The organism is Streptomyces sp. NPDC045021, assembly GCF_056432645.1.
Map to the genome: position 1 here is coordinate 226623 of NZ_JBWKIQ010000006.1, position 16791 is coordinate 243413.

Annotated in this window: 18 protein-coding genes; 11 read left to right on the forward strand and 7 right to left on the reverse strand. The window is 71.8% G+C overall.

Features of this window, described 5'->3' with window-relative positions; all coding sequences use genetic code 11:
* Positions 1–454 precede the first annotated feature (454 nt).
* The 3 genes from alr to tsaE all read left to right on the forward strand — a co-directional run bounded on the left by alr (position 455) and on the right by tsaE (position 3519).
* Entirely contained in the window at positions 455–1612 is a 1158-nt protein-coding gene (alr, locus tag AC07DC_RS20265; RefSeq protein WP_478915765.1) for an alanine racemase, read from the forward strand.
* Positions 1613–1621: 9 nt separating this feature from the next.
* Positions 1622–2854 (forward strand): alpha/beta fold hydrolase, encoded by a 1233-nt coding sequence (locus AC07DC_RS20270; protein ID WP_478915766.1) that lies wholly within the window; start codon positions 1622–1624, stop codon positions 2852–2854.
* 107 nt (positions 2855–2961) lie between these two features.
* Positions 2962–3519 (forward strand): tRNA (adenosine(37)-N6)-threonylcarbamoyltransferase complex ATPase subunit type 1 TsaE, encoded by a 558-nt coding sequence (tsaE, locus tag AC07DC_RS20275; protein ID WP_478915767.1) that lies wholly within the window; start codon positions 2962–2964, stop codon positions 3517–3519.
* Between the two features lie 473 nt (positions 3520–3992).
* Here the strand turns inward: tsaE and AC07DC_RS20280 are convergent, their stop codons facing one another.
* The gene (locus tag AC07DC_RS20280; RefSeq protein WP_478915768.1) at positions 3993–4523 is read right to left on the reverse strand and encodes a hypothetical protein; all 531 of its coding nucleotides are present in this window, start codon (positions 4521–4523) and stop codon (positions 3993–3995) included.
* A gap of 191 nt (positions 4524–4714) precedes the next feature.
* Between AC07DC_RS20280 and tsaB the strand changes: the two genes are divergently transcribed.
* Genes tsaB through AC07DC_RS20305 form a run of 5 tightly spaced genes read left to right on the forward strand, consistent with a single transcriptional unit; the run spans position 4715 to position 8154 of the window.
* The gene (gene tsaB, locus AC07DC_RS20285) at positions 4715–5377 is read left to right on the forward strand and encodes a tRNA (adenosine(37)-N6)-threonylcarbamoyltransferase complex dimerization subunit type 1 TsaB (RefSeq protein WP_478915769.1); all 663 of its coding nucleotides are present in this window, start codon (positions 4715–4717) and stop codon (positions 5375–5377) included.
* Positions 5374–5922: a ribosomal protein S18-alanine N-acetyltransferase gene (gene rimI / locus AC07DC_RS20290; RefSeq protein ID WP_478915770.1), complete on the forward strand. Its 549-nt coding sequence runs from the start codon at positions 5374–5376 to the stop codon at positions 5920–5922. The genes tsaB and rimI overlap by 4 nt, the downstream gene beginning before the upstream one ends.
* Positions 5915–7051: a tRNA (adenosine(37)-N6)-threonylcarbamoyltransferase complex transferase subunit TsaD gene (gene tsaD, locus AC07DC_RS20295; RefSeq protein ID WP_478915771.1), complete on the forward strand. Its 1137-nt coding sequence runs from the start codon at positions 5915–5917 to the stop codon at positions 7049–7051. Before rimI ends, tsaD begins: the two co-directional genes overlap by 8 nt.
* Complete coding sequence (locus AC07DC_RS20300) at positions 7051–7302, forward strand: hypothetical protein (RefSeq protein ID WP_478915772.1); 252 nt, start codon at positions 7051–7053, stop codon at positions 7300–7302. Before tsaD ends, AC07DC_RS20300 begins: the two co-directional genes overlap by 1 nt.
* Positions 7303–7311: 9 nt before the next feature.
* A complete protein-coding gene (locus tag AC07DC_RS20305; protein WP_478915773.1) occupies positions 7312–8154 on the forward strand; it encodes a polysaccharide deacetylase family protein in 843 nt (280 codons plus the stop codon).
* Positions 8155–8158: 4 nt separating this feature from the next.
* On the opposite strand, the gene AC07DC_RS20310 is transcribed toward AC07DC_RS20305, so the two are convergent.
* Both AC07DC_RS20310 and AC07DC_RS20315 read right to left on the reverse strand, forming a co-directional pair.
* The gene (locus AC07DC_RS20310) at positions 8159–8395 is read right to left on the reverse strand and encodes a hypothetical protein (protein WP_478915774.1); all 237 of its coding nucleotides are present in this window, start codon (positions 8393–8395) and stop codon (positions 8159–8161) included.
* Between the two features lie 95 nt (positions 8396–8490).
* A complete protein-coding gene (locus AC07DC_RS20315) occupies positions 8491–9666 on the reverse strand; it encodes a THUMP-like domain-containing protein (protein WP_478915775.1) in 1176 nt (391 codons plus the stop codon).
* Between the two features lie 228 nt (positions 9667–9894).
* Between AC07DC_RS20315 and groES the strand changes: the two genes are divergently transcribed.
* Both groES and groL read left to right on the forward strand, forming a co-directional pair.
* The gene (gene groES, locus AC07DC_RS20320) at positions 9895–10203 is read left to right on the forward strand and encodes a co-chaperone GroES (protein WP_138352939.1); all 309 of its coding nucleotides are present in this window, start codon (positions 9895–9897) and stop codon (positions 10201–10203) included.
* A 107-nt stretch (positions 10204–10310) separates the two neighbouring features.
* Positions 10311–11936 carry a chaperonin GroEL gene (groL, locus tag AC07DC_RS20325; RefSeq protein ID WP_478915776.1) on the forward strand — a complete coding sequence of 542 codons (1626 nt, stop codon included), beginning with the start codon at positions 10311–10313 and terminating at the stop codon, positions 11934–11936.
* A gap of 71 nt (positions 11937–12007) precedes the next feature.
* Here the strand turns inward: groL and AC07DC_RS20330 are convergent, their stop codons facing one another.
* The 4 genes from AC07DC_RS20330 to AC07DC_RS20345 all read right to left on the reverse strand — a co-directional run bounded on the left by AC07DC_RS20330 (position 12008) and on the right by AC07DC_RS20345 (position 15407).
* Positions 12008–12709, reverse strand: a complete 702-nt coding sequence (locus tag AC07DC_RS20330; RefSeq protein ID WP_478915777.1) for an ester cyclase — start codon at positions 12707–12709, stop codon at positions 12008–12010.
* Between the two features lie 70 nt (positions 12710–12779).
* The gene (locus AC07DC_RS20335) at positions 12780–13553 is read right to left on the reverse strand and encodes an SDR family NAD(P)-dependent oxidoreductase (protein WP_478915778.1); all 774 of its coding nucleotides are present in this window, start codon (positions 13551–13553) and stop codon (positions 12780–12782) included.
* A gap of 97 nt (positions 13554–13650) precedes the next feature.
* Positions 13651–14301 (reverse strand): MOSC domain-containing protein, encoded by a 651-nt coding sequence (locus AC07DC_RS20340; RefSeq protein ID WP_478915779.1) that lies wholly within the window; start codon positions 14299–14301, stop codon positions 13651–13653.
* Positions 14302–14411: 110 nt separating this feature from the next.
* Entirely contained in the window at positions 14412–15407 is a 996-nt protein-coding gene (locus tag AC07DC_RS20345) for an aminotransferase class V-fold PLP-dependent enzyme (protein WP_478915981.1), read from the reverse strand.
* Between the two features lie 348 nt (positions 15408–15755).
* Between AC07DC_RS20345 and AC07DC_RS20350 the strand changes: the two genes are divergently transcribed.
* Entirely contained in the window at positions 15756–16661 is a 906-nt protein-coding gene (locus AC07DC_RS20350; RefSeq protein ID WP_478915780.1) for a LysR family transcriptional regulator, read from the forward strand.
* Positions 16662–16791 lie beyond the last annotated feature (130 nt).

A 16791-nucleotide genomic window follows, 5' to 3' on the forward strand; every position in this document is an offset into this window, starting at 1 on the left:
CCGAAGCCGCGGCCATGCAACTCGCCACCGGCCCGCCCGTTCTCTCCTGGCGGGGCCGATGCCGCGCTGCGGCGCGTGGCGGGCATGGTTGCGTCCGGGGGCGCGTCAGGCAACTTGTCACCGGCCCGCCCGTTCTCTCCTGGCGGGGCCGATGCCGCGCTGCGGCGCGTGGCGGGCATGGTTGCGTCCGAGGGCGCGTCCGGGGCGGCGGGTCCGCGCACCGCGCGGCCTGCGCGTTGCTCCGTACGCGCGCGGTGCGTCCGTCGCTGATCGGCAGCCGAGGGCCGGTGGCAGAGGCCGCGCCTGCGGCGCTCAGTCCACTTGCCCCGCGGGCTGCGCGTTGCTGCGGACGCGCACGGTCCCGGTGTTTTGGAGGGCCGCGCCGGACTCATCGTCCGTACCCCCACGTCGCCGCCTGCGCAGGCCCCGGCACGGGCCTGAGACACTGGCCTGGATGGACAACACTGCGATGCGTGCCTGGGCCGAGATCGATCTGACCGCGCTCCGGGCGAATGTGACGGCGCTGCGGGCCTGTGCCCCCGGCGCCGGGCTGATGGCCGTGGTCAAGGCGGACGCCTACGGTCACGGCATGGTGCCGTGCGCGCGGGCCGCGCTGGAGGCCGGGGCGACGTGGCTCGGCGCCGCCACGCCCGAGGAGGCGCTGGCGTTGCGCGCGGCCGGCGTCGGCGGCCGGCTGCTGTGCTGGCTGTGGACACCCGGCGGCCCGTGGCGCGCCGCGGTCGAGGCCGACATCGACGTCACGGTGAGCGCCCTGTGGGCGCTGCGCGAGGTGTGCGCGGCGGCTCGGGACGCGGGCCGCACGGCCAGGGTGCAGCTGAAGGCGGACACCGGGCTGGGCCGCAACGGCTGCCAGCCGGCCGACTGGCCGGAGCTGACCGCCGCGGCGCGGGCGGCCGAGGCCGACGGGCTGATCAAGGTCACCGGGATCTGGTCGCACTTCTCGTGCGCCGACGAGCCGGGGCATCCGTCGATCGCCGCCGAACTGGCGGCGTTCCACACCGCCCTGGAGGGCGCGGCGGCCGCCGGCCTCGAACCCGAGGTGCGGCACATGGCGAACTCGCCGGGCACCCTGACCCTCCCCGAGTCGCACTTCGACCTGGTGCGTCCGGGCGTCGCGATGTACGGGATCTCACCGGTGCCGCAGGTCGGCGGCCCGGCCGACTTCGGGCTGCGGCCGGTGATGACTCTGACCGGGCGGCTGGCGTCGGTGAAGCGGGTGCCGGGCGGGCACGGGGTCAGCTACGGCCATCACTACATCACCCCGGGCGAGACGACCCTGGCGCTGGTTCCGCTGGGATACGCGGACGGCGTCCCCCGGCACGCGTCGGGTTCGGGGCCCGTCCTGGTCGCCGGCAAGTGGCGGACGGTCGCCGGCCGGGTCGCGATGGACCAGTTCGTCGTCGACCTCGGGGGCGACGCCGCCCAACCGGGCGACGAGGCAGTACTGTTCGGGCCGGGTGACCGGGGCGAGCCGACCGCGGAGGACTGGGCGCGGGCCGCGGGCACCATCGCCTACGAGATCGTCACGCGGATCGGGACCCGGGTACCGCGCGTCTATGTCGACAACGGGAGACGCGTACCAGGGGAGTAGCGGGACACGATGACCATGGACAGCGGAGCGAAGTGGGAGCGGGCCGGCAAGAGCGCCGGCTTCGTCGGTGCGGCGATCGGCGTGGTCGCGGCGGGTGCCGCCGCGGGCGTCGCGCTGGAGCGGCTCACGGTCGGCCGGGGCATCCGCAGGAGGGCGCGGCTCGCGCTGGACGCGGCCGGGCCGTACGGAGCGCTGCGCGGCACGCCGGGCACGGTCGCCGCCGAGGACGGCACCGAGCTGTACTACGAGCTCGAGGACGTCGCGGAGCAGCCGGTGACGGTGCAGCGGCGCGGCTGGTCAGGCATCTTCAAGCGGACCGGCGGGGCCGAACCGCAGCCGCTCACCGTCGTCTTCTGCCACGGCTACTGCCTCAACCAGGACGCCTGGCACTTCCAGCGCGCGGCCCTGCGCGGCAGCGTCCGGGCCGTCTACTGGGACCAGCGCAGCCACGGACGCTCCGAGCGCGGCCGCGACCAGCTCGCGGGCGAGCCCGCCACGATCGACCAGCTCGGCCGCGACCTCAAGGCGGTGCTCGACGCCGCCGCGCCGAGCGGCCCGCTGGTGCTCGTCGGGCACTCGATGGGCGGCATGACGATCATGGCGCTGGCCGACCAGTTCCCCGACCTGGTGACGGAACGGGTCGCCGGGGTCGCCTTCGTCGGCACCTCCGCGGGCAAGCTGGCGGCGATGACGATGGGGCTGCCGGCAGCCGGGGCGCGGGCGTTCCGGGTGCTGGCGCCGGGCGTGCTGCGGCTCCTCGGCACGCAGGTGGACCTGGTGGAGCGCGGGCGCCGGGCGACCGCGGACCTCTTCGCGGGCATCGTGAAGCGGTACTCGTTCGCCTCGGACGTCGATGTGTCGGTGGCCCGGTTCGCCGAGCGGCTGATCGAGGGGACGCCGATCGACGTCGTCGCCGAGTTCTACCCGGCGTTCGTCCAGCACGAGAAGGCGGACGCGCTGGCCGTCCTGGACGGCAAGCCCGCGCTCGTACTGGCCGGGGACAAGGACCTGCTCACACCGAGCGACCACAGCGCCGACATCGCGGAGCGGCTGCCCGCCGCGGAACTGGTGATCGTCGAGAACGCCGGCCACCTGGTGATGCTGGAGTATCCGGAACTGGTGAACGCCCGGCTGGCCGCGCTGCTGGCCCGCGCGGCGGACGCGGTCCAGGCCCCGCTGCCGCAGACGGTGCGGGAACTGGGGCTCGCCCCGGAGGAGCGGCAGACGGCGCAGGAGGCGTAGGGCCCGGCCGGCCGATCACGAGCGGCCCGTTCTCCCCCGGCTCCCGCTGGGAGGTGTCCCCCTGGCACGGCCCCTCGCTTCCGCCACTCCGCGTAGCATTCGCGGACATGGAACCGCTGCACGGTCAGCACACAGCTGACGACCCCGTATCCGTCCGTCTCACGGTCAGGACCCCCGACCGTATGCAGGAGTTGGGCCGGGCGCTCGCCGGTCTGCTGCTCCCTGGTGACCTGGTGCTGCTCAGTGGCGAACTGGGCGCGGGCAAGACGACGCTGACCCGCGGCCTGGGGGAGGGCCTCGGGGTGCGGGGGGCGGTGACCTCGCCGACCTTCGTGATCGCCCGGGTCCATCCGTCGCTGAGCGGCGGGCCCGCCCTGGTGCACGTGGACGCGTACCGGCTGGGCGGCGGGCTCGACGAGATGGAGGACCTGGACCTCGACGTGTCGCTGCCGGAATCGGTGGTCGTCGTCGAGTGGGGCGAGGGCAAGGTCGAGGAGCTCTCCGAGGCCCGGCTGCAGGTCGTCATCTCGCGGACGCTCGGCGCGGACGGGCAGTACCACGCCGGCACGGACGCCGAAAGCGCCGCCGACGACGTACGCGAGGTGACGGTCACCGGCATCGGCCCGCGCTGGGCCAACCAGGACCTCTCACCGCTCGGCGCCTAGCGACGCGGGTGTCCGTTCCGGCCGGGCGGCGGTGTGTTCCGACAACGTGTCGGGAAGATGTTGCGCGCGGGTGGCCCGGCGTGGTCGCATGGGAGTGCAGATGTTGGTCGAGGCTGCCTACATTCCCTCAGGAGGCACGCATGCCGGCTCATGGCACTTCGGACGCACCGAAGCCCGCCGCAGTCCCCGCGGTTCCGGCTGCCCCCGCGGTCCCCGGAGTTCCCGCGATCCCTGCACTGCCGTCGATGAGCGAGTTGCTGGCGGCCGGCGCGGCGGCAACGGCCGTGTCCACCCCGCCGGACGAGCACGACGGGGAACGCCGCGACGCCGCCTAGAGCCCGCCCGGACAGGCCCGGACTCACCCGAACGGTGGAATTTCCGCCCATGATCCGCCTCTGATCCGCGCCTGATCCGCCTCGGATCCGGCCTGATCCGTCCCTGGTCCGACCTGATCCGTCCCTGGTCCTCCCGGATCAGCGGACGACGACGACCTTCGTGTCCCGTACCGCCAGTTTCCACAGCTCGTCACCGTCGGCGGGCGTCTCCCGGATGCCGCCGGTCTTCTTCCGCGGGTCCGGGCTGGGCATCGAGGCGTCGACCGCCGCGCTGAAGCCGATGACGGTGGTGCCGACCGTCGCGAACCGCACGACGTGCTCGATCGCGATCCCGTCACCGCCGGTGCCGCGCGCGCTGCGCGAGACGACCTTGTACCGGCCGGGGGCGGGATCGACGGTGCCCGGCGCGACGACGAAGGTGCGCAGCACCTTGTTGCCGTCATCCACCAGCCAGACCCGCTTGGCCGCCAGCCCGTAGACCACGCGCTTGCCGGTGCCGGTGTTCGCGGGCAGCACCGGCACCTTCGTGACCGGCGGCACCTTGGCGGCGGGCGCGGTGGACGCCGGGTTCGAGGGACGGGCCGTCGCGGGATGGTCCGCCGCCGAACCGGAGGCCTGGACGGCCAGTACGGTGATGACGGCGAGCGCGGCAGCAGTGAGGCCTGTCACGAGGGTCCCCGACCCGATCCTTGGCACGGTTGGTTCGCTCCTCCGGAGGGGTTTGCAGGCTGTGGTCGACGTTAGCAGCCGGGGCCCGCCGCATGACCGCGCCGGCGGGCGCCGGGCGGCCGGTGTTGTGGCCCGGGCCCACCGTCGCCAGGGCCGGGCCGGGGGGTCGGGCGGGGCCGTAGGGTGTCACCGTGCTTCTGCTTGCTTTTGACACCGCTACTCCCGCTGTGACCGCCGCGCTCCACGACGGCCGGCGGGTGCTCGCGGAATCGACGGTCGTCGACGCCCGGCGGCACGGAGAACTGCTCATGCCGGCTGTCGACCGGGTCCTGGGCGAGGCCGGGGCGGCGATCGGCGACGTGACCGGCGTCGTCGTCGGGACCGGCCCGGGGCCGTACACGGGGTTGCGGGTGGGACTGGTGACCGCCGCCGCGTTCGGCGACGCCCTCGGGGTGCCGGTGCACGGCATCTGCACGCTCGACGGGATCGCCTACGCGGCCGGTCTGGCCGGGCTCGAAGGCCCCTTCGTCGTGGCCACCGACGCCCGCCGCAAAGAGGTCTACTGGGCCCGCTACGACAGCCCGCGCGACCGGGTGACCGAGCCCGCGGTCGACCGGCCGGCCGACATCGCGCAGACGGTCGCGGGGCTGCCCGCCGTCGGCGCCGGAGCGGCCCTGTACCCGGAGGTCTTCACGGACGTACGGGCCCCGGAACACCAGTCCGCCGCCGCGCTGGCCGCGCTCGCCGCCGTACGGCTCGGGGAGGGCGCGGAGTTCGCGCCCGCGCTGCCGCTGTACCTGCGGCGGCCCGACGCGCAGGTGCCGGCCGGCTACAAGGCGGTCCTGCCCAAGTGACGGTGACACTGCGCGAGATGCGCTGGTGGGACCTGGACCGGGTGATGGAGCTGGAACTGGCGCTCTTCCCCGAGGACGCCTGGTCGCGCGGCATGTTCTGGTCCGAACTGGCCGACGCGCGGCACCCGCTGGCTAGCCGGCACTACATCGTGGCCGAAGAAACAGCCGAAGAAACAGCCGAAGACGTGGCCGGCGATGGTGCCGGAGACACCGGCGGTGGGAGCCGACTGGTCGGGTACGCGGGACTGGCGGCGATCGCCGGGACCGGCGACGTGCAGACCATCGCCGCCGCCCGCGAGTACTGGGGCACCGGCCTGGGCGCCCGGCTGCTCGCCGACCTGATGCACCAGGCCACCGCCTTCGAGTGCCACGAGGTGCTGCTCGAGGTGCGGGTCGACAACCTCCGCGCCCAACGGCTCTACGAGCGCTTCGGCTTCGAGCCGATCGGCTTCCGCAAGGGCTACTACCAACCGGGCAACGTCGACGCCCTCGTGATGCGCATGACCGACCCTTCCTCCGTACAAGGAACCACTACTGATGGCTGACGAGCCGCTTGTCCTCGGTATCGAGACCTCCTGCGACGAGACCGGTGTCGGCATCGTCCGCGGGCACACCCTGCTCGCCGACGCGGTGGCGTCCAGCGTCGACGACCACGCGCGCTACGGCGGCGTGGTGCCCGAGATCGCCAGCCGGGCCCATCTGGAGGCGATGGTCCCCACGATCCGGCGCGCCCTGAAGGAGGCGGGGATCGCGGCGAGCGACCTCGACGGCATCGCCGTCACCGCCGGCCCTGGGCTCGCGGGTGCGCTGCTGGTGGGGGTGAGCGCCGCCAAGGCGTACGCGTACGCCCTCGGCAAGCCGCTCTACGGGGTCAACCACCTCGCCTCGCACATCTGCGTGGACCAGCTGGAGCACGGCGCGCTGCCCGAGCCGACGATGGCGCTGCTGGTCTCCGGCGGGCACTCGTCGCTGCTGCTCGCGCCGGACATCACCAACGACGTACGGCCGCTGGGTTCGACGATCGACGACGCGGCGGGCGAGGCGTTCGACAAGGTCGCCCGGGTGCTGGGCCTCGGCTTCCCCGGCGGCCCGGCCGTCGACCGGCACGCCCGCGACGGCGATCCGAAGGCCATCAAGTTCCCGCGCGGTCTGACCGGCCCGCGCGACGCGCCGTACGACTTCTCCTTCTCCGGGCTGAAGACGGCCGTCGCCCGCTGGGTCGAGGCGCAGCGCAGGGACGGCGTGGACGTGCCGGTGGCGGATGTGGCCGCTTCGTTCCAGGAGGCGGTGGTGGACGTGCTGACCCGCAAGGCGATCCGGGCCTGCAAGGAGAACGGCGTTGACCACCTGATGATCGGCGGCGGTGTCGCGGCGAACTCGCGGCTGCGCTCGCTGGCGCTGGAGCGCTGCGAGGGCGCGGGCATCGTGCTGCGGGTGCCGCGGCGTGAGCTGTGCACGGACAACGGCGCCATGGTCGCGGCGCTCGGCGCGGAGATGGTGGCGCGCAACCGGCCGTCGTCGACCTGGGACCTTCCGGCCGACTCCTCGCTGCCCGTCACCGAGGTCTCCGTACCGGGCCACACGCACCCGCACTCGGACGAACACGCCCGCCCGGCCGAGCACGCCCACTCGCACGACCATGTGCACGAGGTGAGCAAGGACAACCTGTACTGATGACCGTCGCCCTGATGTGGGAGGCGCGGGCCGCCGAGGGGCGCGGCGCCGAGCTGTTGGAATGGGTCCGCGCCCAGGAGCTGGAGCGGACCCCGCTGCGCCGCGAACACTTCTCCGCGCCCGGTGACCGGGTGCTCGTCATCACCTGGTGGGACGCGCCCTACGAGGCCGAGTTGCCCGAGCTGGCGGAACCCCCGGCCGCTTTTCTGCATCGTTCAGTACACAGATGGCGTTTTGAACGAACAGCATAGGGCTCACATATGCACATAAAAGCGGCGGGATTGATCGTTTCCGGTCTCCTGCTCGTCACCGGGTGCTCGGCGGGTTCGTCCTCGCCGAAGGCCGCGCCGACAGCTTCCGGGACGGGTCCTTCCGCCGCCCCTTCGTCGGACGGGAACGGCGCACCCGCCGATGGTGCGGACACCGCCGCCGCGTTCCGCAAGTGGAAGATCAAGCCGATGGCGCCGGTGCCGGCCCCGCCGAAGGTGAAGCCGGTCACGACCGGCGGCGGGGTACCGCCGGTGGTCAGCGACATCCCCACCAAGGAGAAGATCGTCTTCGTCACCTTCGACGACGGCGCGGAGAAGGACCCGAAGTTCGTCACCATGATGGGCGAGCTGAAGATCCCCTTCACGATGTTCCTGACCGACGACATCATCCGGAGCAACTACGGCTACTTCAAGCCGCTCCAGAAGCTCGGCAACCCGATACAGAACCACACGCTGACGCACCCGAACCTGCGGACCGAGTCGGAAGCCGCCCAGCGTCACGAGATATGCACCCAGCAGACGAAGTTGAAGGCCGAGTACGGCACCACGCCCCGCCTCTTCCGGCCGCCCTACGGCAACCTGAACGAGGCCACCAAGACCGCCGCGAAGTCCTGCGGGCTCCAGGCGATCGTCCTGTGGCGCGAGTCCATGCAGATCAAGGGCATGCAGTACCAGCGCGGCGACAAGAAGCTGCACCCCGGCGACATCATCCTGGCCCACTTCCGCGGCCCGTCGGAGCTCAAGGGCACCTCCATGACGGAGATGACCGCCAACATGCTGCGCGAGATATCCGCCCAGGGCTTCACCGTGGCGCGCCTGGAGGACTACGTCTGAGCCGTCAGCCCTTGCTCTCCCGCGCGGGCCGGTAGGCGCGGCGGGCGTACTGCTCCAGCGCCGCGGACAGCTGCCGCTCCTCGGCGGGATCCAGCCGCAGGGCGAGGCCCGCGCAACGCCGCGCCGCCGCGACGGTGACGCCCGCGGCCGCCGAGCTGACGCCGAACTCCTTGGGCGGGACCGCCCGCAGGCTCCCGGCCGGAACGGTCGCCCGCAGGAGGAATCCGCCGCCGCGGCCCACCGTGGCCCGGATGCGGACGAGCGCGACCGCTGCAGGTTATCGGCGCGGATGATGCCGCGTCAGCCGATGACCGGTGTCGCCCGACACCGGGCGTCCTACGGCGTCTTCACCGGCCCGCCCAGCAGCATCGACGGTGCGCCCGCGACGCGGGTCAGGAAGACCGTGACGGAGTTCGGGCCCTCCAGCCGGAGCTTCTTGCGCAGCTCCTCCGGCTCGATGGCGGAGCCGCGCTTCTTGATGACGGCGATGCCGACACCGCGCTGCCGAAGCAGCGCCTTGAGCTTCTTCAGGCCGAAGGGCAGCACGTCGGTGATCTCGTACGCAGTCGCGAACGGCGTCGGGTGCAGCTCGTCGGCGGTGATGTACGCGATCGTCTCGTCGATCAGCCGCCCGCCGAGCTGCTCGGCGACCTCCGCGACCAGGTGCGCGCGGATCACCGCGCCGTCCGGCTCGTAGAGATACCGGCCGACGGAGCCGGCCGGCGGGTCGGGGAGCGGGGTGCCGGTCCACAGGGTGGTGGCGGCCGGCAGCAGGGTCGCGCTCACCGAGCCGGGGTTCTTGCCGAACCACAGCACGGCCTCCTTCACATCGCCGCGGTACGAGATCCACTCCGCGGCGGCGTCGTCGGGAACGGCCTCGTGCGGGATGCCCGGCGCGACCTTCAGCGCGGCAACCGGCACCTCGCGGGCCGCCGCGATCGCCCAGGACAGCGACGGCGAGTACGCCTCAGGGTCGAAGATCCGGCCACGCCCGCCCCTTCGGGCCGGGTCCACGAAGACGGCGTCGTAGCCACCGACGGCGACCTCGGTCACATCGGCGCAGCGCACCTCGATGAGGTCCGCGAGGCCCAGCGACTCCGTATTGGCCCGCGCGACCGCGCAGGTCAGCGGGTCCCGGTCGACGGCCAGGACCGCCACACCCGCCCGCGCCAGCGCGATGGCGTCCCCGCCGATCCCGCAGCACAGATCGGCCAGCCGCCGCACGCCCAGTGCCTTGAAGCGCTCCGCGCGGTACTCCGCCACCTCGGTGCGGGTGGCCTGTTCCACCCCGTCGGGGGTGAAGTACATCCGGTACGCGTCGGCCCCGAACTTCGCCTCCGCGCGCTGCCGCAGCCGCGCCTGACCCAGAGCCGCGGAGACCAGTTCCGCGGGGTGCTCGCGGCGCAGCCGGGTCGCCTCCGCCAGTTCGCGGGTGGGGTCGTAGTCGCGCAGCGACCCCAGCAGGGCCTGCCCGGCGGGGGTCAGCAGGTAGGAGAACGCGTCAAGATCCACGCTTCGATTGTCCTCCAGACCGGCGGCACCCGACACCGTTCCGGCGGCGCTCCGTTGGCACTCCGCTTGACCGAGTGCTAAAGCCGTCCTAGTCTCGGTTCTGGCACTCAGCACTGCCGAGTGCCAGCACAACAGCGACGGGCAGGTCCGGCACCCGCGACGACGGGCCTACCAGGTCGCCACCCAGACAGACACTCCCGTTAGCCCTTTGAAGGGGGAGGTCGGAACGTGACGACCGCCAGCAGCAAGGTTGCCATCAAGCCGCTCGAGGACCGCATCGTGGTCCAGGCGCTCGAGGCTGAGCAGACCACGGCCTCCGGCCTGGTCATCCCGGACACCGCCAAGGAGAAGCCCCAGGAGGGCGTCGTCCTGGCCGTGGGCCCGGGCCGCTTCGAGGACGGTAACCGTCTTCCGCTCGACGTTTCCGTCGGCGACGTCGTGCTGTACAGCAAGTACGGCGGCACCGAGGTGAAGTACAACGGCGAGGAGTACCTCGTCCTCTCGGCCCGCGACGTTCTCGCGGTCATCGAGAAGTAGGTCTGCTTCACCACTAGCAGCAGCCGTGACCTTCCCCGGGTATCCGTGTCTACTGACCCGGCGCCCGGGGTTTGGTCTTTGACGAGGAAAAGACGAGGTAGGACGCAGTGCCGAAGATCCTTAAGTTTGACGAGGACGCCCGTCGCGCCCTTGAGCGTGGCGTCAACAAGCTTGCCGACACCGTGAAGGTGACGATCGGTCCCAAGGGCCGCAACGTCGTCATCGACAAGAAGTTCGGCGCGCCGACCATCACCAACGACGGTGTCACCATCGCCCGTGAGGTCGAGCTCGACGACCCGTACGAGAACCTTGGCGCCCAGCTCGTGAAGGAGGTGGCGACCAAGACCAACGACATCGCGGGTGACGGCACCACCACTGCCACCGTGCTGGCCCAGGCACTGGTCCGCGAGGGCCTGCGCAACGTCGCCGCCGGCGCTTCCCCCGCCTCCCTGAAGAAGGGCATCGACGCCGCGGTCAAGGCTGTCTCCGAGGAGCTGCTGAAGACCGCCCGCGCGATCGAGGGCAAGGAAGACATCGCGGCCGTCGCCGGGCTGTCCGCCCAGGACAAGCAGGTCGGCGAGCTCATCGCCGAGGCGATGGACAAGGTCGGCAAGGACGGTGTCATCACCGTCGAGGAGTCCAACACCTTCGGCCTGGAGCTGGACTTCACCGAGGGCATGGCCTTCGACAAGGGCTACCTGTCGCCCTACTTCGTCAGCGACCAGGAGCGTATGGAGGCCGTCCTCGACGACCCGTACATCCTGATCCACCAGGGCAAGATCTCCTCGATCCAGGACCTGCTGCCGCTGCTGGAGAAGGTCATCCAGGCCGGCGCGTCCAAGCCGCTGCTGATCATCGCCGAGGACGTCGAGGGCGAGGCGCTCTCCACCCTCGTCGTCAACAAGATCCGTGGCACCTTCAACGCCGTCGCGGTGAAGGCCCCGGGCTTCGGCGACCGCCGCAAGGCCATGCTCGGCGACATCGCCACCCTCACCGGTGCGACCGTCATCGCCGAAGAGGTCGGCCTCAAGCTCGACCAGGCCGGTCTCGACCTGCTGGGCACCGCCCGCCGCGTGACCATCTCCAAGGACGACACCACCATCGTCGACGGTGCCGGTGACAAGGCCGAGATCGAGGGCCGCGTCGGCCAGATCAAGGCCGAGATCGCCGCCACCGACTCCGACTGGGACCGCGAGAAGCTCCAGGAGCGCCTCGCGAAGCTCGCCGGCGGCGTCTGCGTCATCAAGGTCGGCGCGGCCACCGAGGTCGAGCTCAAGGAGAAGAAGCACCGTCTCGAGGACGCCATCTCGGCGACCCGCGCCGCGGTCGAGGAGGGCATCGTCTCCGGCGGTGGCTCCGCTCTCGTCCACGCCGTCAAGGTCCTCGAGGGCAACCTCGGCCTCACCGGCGACGAGGCCACCGGTGTCGCGGTCGTCCGCCGCGCCGCTGTCGAGCCGCTTCGCTGGATCGCGGAGAACGCGGGCCTCGAGGGCTACGTCATCACCGCCAAGGTCGCGGAACTGGAGGCCGGTCACGGCTTCAACGCCGCCACCAACGAATACGGCGACCTCGTGAAGGCCGGCGTCATCGACCCGGTCAAGGTCACCCGCTCCGCGCTGGAGAACGCCGCTTCCATCGCGGCCCTGCTGCTCACGACCGAGACCCTGGTCGTCGAGAAGCCGGCCGAGGACGAGGGCGACGCCGGTCACGGCGGCCACGGCCACTCGCACTGACGTTGTAACCGCGCCAGTCGCACAAAGGCCCCTGTTCCCGTCGGGAACAGGGGCCTTCGCCGTGCCGGCGGCTAGTGAGGCATCTCGATCACGCCGAGCTTGGTCAGCAGGCCGAGCATGTCGTGGTTCCACCAGGCTTCGACGATCTTCCCGTCCTGGAACCGGAAGACCGTCTGGCCGGTCATCTCGGCCGACCGGTTGGTGGGCGGCATGCCCCGGAACTCGCCGACGTGGGTGGCGGCCCAGGTCCACCGGTTCGCCACGCAGTCCCCTTCGGCGACCTGGCCGTCGACCGTGAAGCGGAAGTCGAATCCCGCCCGGTATCCGGCGACCTCCTCGCGCAGGCCGGCGGTTCCCACGGTGTCCGTCTCGTTGTTCGGGTCGTGATCGCGGTACTCGGCCGCGAAGATCTCGTCGATGGCGTCCAGATTTCCGTCAGTGGCGATCTCTTCGAAGAACCGGCGGCAGGCCGCCTTGTTGAGCTGCTCGTCGCGGACCACGTCCAGGTCCGTGAACGTGGGCACCTCGTCGCAGAGCGCCACCATCTCCTGGAAGATCCGCTCCGTCTCCGGAAGCTGAGAATTCTTCATCGCCTCTTCGTACGACGGGAATTCCACGATCTCGACGTAGTGGGACGCGTCGGACCGGTCCTTGCCGATGACGCTGTGGGTGGCGGTCCTCTTGCCCTTGGTCTGTTCGACCCAGCGATCCATGAGCTGGTTCATGTCGTCGAACTGGTCGGTCTTGAAGTCGATGATCTGTGCGAAGTTCATGGCGTACCTCCCGGGCTGGGTGGGATACGTCCATTTTAGTGAGAAATGCGCCTTCCGCAGATACCGCCCGCTACTGCGGCCCGTACTTGCGGCCGGTCCTGGACGTGACCCCGCCGAGCAGCCCGCGCGGCGCCAGCTTCACCAGGCCCATCAGCGTCTTGTACCTCGGGTCCGGCACGGACAGCGTCCTGCCGCGCGCCAGATCCTTGAGCGCCGCAGCGACCAGCTTGTCCGCGTCCAGCCACATCCACCCCGGGATGTTGTCCGTCCCCATCCCGGCACGCTCATGGAACTCGGTCCGCACGAAGCCGGGGCAGAGCGCCATCAGCCGTACGCCCGTCCCCGCCAGATCCTTCGCCGCGCCCTGGGTGAACTGCACCACCCACGCCTTGCTCGCGCCGTACGTCCCGCGCGGCACGAAGGCGGCGACCGACGCCACGTTCACCACCCCGCCGCGTCCCCGCTCCCGCATGCCGTCCGCCGCCGCGCTCGTCAGCCGCAGCACCGCCTCGCAGTGCACCTTGAGCATGGTCAGCTCGTCGGCCATCGAGACCTCGAGATAGCGCCCCTTGTTGCCGAACCCGGCGTTGTTGACGAGCAGATCCACCGCCTGCGCCCGGTCCGCGAGCCGTGCCTCGACCGCCGCGATCCCGTCGTCCTTCGACAGGTCGGCGCGGAGCACCTCCGCCTCGATGCCGTGCCGATCGTGCAGCTCGGCCGCCTGCTTCCGCAGCCGCTCGGCGTCCCGGGCCACCAGCACCAGGTTGTGCCCGTCGGCCGCGAGCCGCCGCGCGAAGGCGGCACCGATGCCCGCGGTCGATCCCGTAATCAGTGCAGTCGTCATGCCATCCCTGATCGTCGAAGTCCCGGCGCAGTGGTCAGGCTGGGCTCAACCGCAGTATCGCCGACACCGGTTGGCGGGCGCGCTTCGCGACGGCTGGTCAGCCGAGCCGCTTGCGGATCGAATCCGCATACGCCTTGTTGATCAGATCGATCGCCACCAGCGTCCGCGGCAGCAGTTCCGCCTCCGTCGTCATCGCCCGGAACAGGAACTCGACGGTCACCTCGTGATCGGGCCGCGACAGCACGGCGATCTCGTCGCCCGCCCGCACCGCACCCGGCTCGACGACCCGCAGAAAAGCACCGGGCCGGGCGTCCTGGGTGAAGCGCTTGACCCACCCCTTCTCGCCCAGCCAACCGGCGAAGGTCCGGCACGGGATCCGCGGCGAGGTCACCTCCAGCACCACCTCACCGACGCGCCAGCGCTCCCCGATGAGAGCGGAATTGACCTCCACTCCGACCGTCGTGAAGTTCTCCCCGAACATCCCGTTCGAAAGGGGGCGCCCGAGCGCCTTCTCCCACCGGTCCAGGTCCTCCCGCGCGAACGCGTACACGGCCTGGTCGTCCCCGCCGTGAAAACGCCGGTCGAAGACGTCGTCCCCCGCCAGCCCACTGCCCGCCACCCCTTGCGGCCCGGGATCGGCCACCGCGACCGGGCCCTCGACAGGCCGCTTGTCGATCCCGGTCGTCCCGGGATCCGAGTAGTCGACAGCCATCGGGTGGCCGATATTGAGTGACAGGAGTCGCGACATGGAAAGCACCTTACGTTGCCGCCTCCGGCGGGGGGGTGCGAGTACGGGGTCGCCCGCGACGCCGTGACGCCTGCGGCGGGCTTGCCCCCAGGACCCGGCCCCCGGAACCGTCAAACCGTCCGCAGCACGTCCAACACCCGCTCCACGTCCGCCCCCGCGTTGTACAGGTGGAACGCGAACCGCAAATTCCCCGCCCGCGCCGCCAACGCCACCCCGGCCTCCGCCAGCCGCCCCGCCACCCCAACCGGCAGCCCCGGAACCGACACGATCGCCGACCCCCCACCACCCACCGGCGCGAAGCCGAGCTTCTCCACACCGTCCCTGAACGCGCTCGCGAGAGCCACGTCATGCGCGTGAATCGCCTTCACGCCCACCTCCTCGATCAGCGCCAGCGACTCCGCCGTCGCCACGAACCCGAGATACGCGGGCGACGCGTCGAACTGCCGCGCCGATGGCGCCAATCGGGCGACCGGCCCGTAGCACTCGGCCCACGGGTCGTCCCCGGCGTACCAGCCGGCGAACGCGGTCGAGAGACCGTCCTCCGCGCCGGCGCGGACGGTGAGGAAGGACACGCCGTGCGATCCGAGGAGCCATTTGAAGGCGCCGCAGACGAGGTAGTCGTAGTCGTCGGCGCACAGCGGGAGCCAGCCGGCGGCCTGGGTGGCGTCGACGAGGGTGCGGGCGCCGTGCGCGGCCGCTGCCGCGCGGATCGCCGGGAGGTCGGCGATGCGGCCGTCGGCCGACTGGACGGCGCTGACGGCGACGAGCGCCGTACCGGGCCGCACTTCGGCGGCCAGGTCCGCCAGCGGGACGGAGCGCAGCGCCAGATCCCCGCGGCCGGCGAACGGGTTCACCAGGGAGCTGAAGTCGCCGTCGGCGACCAGCACTTCGGAGCCGGCCGGCAGTCGCGCGGCGATCTTGCCGACGTTCGTGGCGACGGTCGAGCCGATGGCGACCCGTTCGACGGGGGTGGACAGCAGCCGGGCGAAAGACGCGCGGGCGTCGACCACGGCGGCCTCGAACCGGTCGCCGGGCGGCCGCCCGGCGGCCCACTCGTCGACGGCGATGCGCAGGGCTTGGGCCGTTCGGGTGGGCGGCAGCCCCATGGTGGCGGTGTTCAGGTACGTCGTGTCCGGCGAGATCGCGGAGAACGCGCCGCCACCCAGCCCACCGCCCGGCACGGGAATCGCGCCGTCCGCGCCCCGTGGGCCATCCGTGTGACCCGCGCCGCGTGAGCCACCCCGGCCACCCGCGCCGCGTGCGCCGCCCGAGTCATCCATCCCGCGTGCGCCATCCGCCCCGCGCGCGCCGCCCGTCCCGCGTGCGCCGTCCCGGCCATCAGCGCTGTCCGCGCTCAGTTGAGAGTCCATGCCTCATGAGCCTGCCCCGTCCCGCCCTCAAAGTCCATTACCAATAACTGCCAAGCATCCCCAAGTATCGCTTATGGTTGAAGGATGATCGAGGCACGTCATCTCAGGGTGCTCCGCGCCGTGGCCAGAACCGGTTCGTTCTCCGCCGCCGCCCGGGAGCTGGGCTGCACCCAGCCCGCCGTCAGCCAGCAGATGAAGGCGCTGGAGCACTCCGCCGGCACGACGCTGCTGATCAGGACCGGCCGCGAGATGCGGCTGACGGAGGCCGGCGAGGCGCTGGTCCGGCATGCGGCCGGGATCCTGGCGGGCCTGACGGCCGCCGAGGAGGAGGTCGCGGCCATTGCTGGGCTGCGCGCGGGACGGGTGCGGCTGTCGTCGTTCCCGTCGGGCAGCTCGACGCTGGTGCCGACCGCCGTCGCGGGGATGCGCGCCGCGCACCCCGGCACGAAGATCTCGCTGGTCGAGGCGGAGCCGCCGAAGTCCGTGGAGATGCTGCGCGCGGGGGACTGCGACATCACGCTGGCGTTCCGGTACGTGGATCTGCCGACCCCGGCGGAGGAGCAGTGGGACGACCTCGTCGTCCGGCCGCTGCTGACCGACCGGCTGGTCGGCCTGGTGCCGGCCGGCCACCGGCTCGCGGCCGGGGACCGGCCGGTGCGGATCGAGGAGCTGGCGGAGGAGGAGTGGATCGCGGGTTGCCCGCGCTGCCGCCGCCATCTGGTGGAGGTGTGCGAGCGAGCCGGGTTCACCCCGCGCATCGATTTCGCGACGGACGACTATCCGGCGGTGGTGGGCCTGGTCGCCGCCGGGCTCGGCGTGGCGGTGCTGCCCGAGCTGGCGCTGGAGGCGGTACGCCCCAAGGGCGTCGCGGTGCTGGAGGTGCTCCCGGCCGTGCAGCGTGAGGTGGTGGCCCTCACGCTGCCCGACCTGGCGCATGTGCCGGCCGTGGACATGATGCTCGGCCGACTGGCCCGGGCAGGTCTGAGATAGGCCGGGCGGCCAGGGCGTCACGTACCGCCCTGCCAGGCATCACGTACCGCCCTGCCGGCCAAAGACCGAGGGACCTACGGGCTTACGGGCCTACCGGCCAACGGGTTCACCGTCACGTCCGACGCCACGC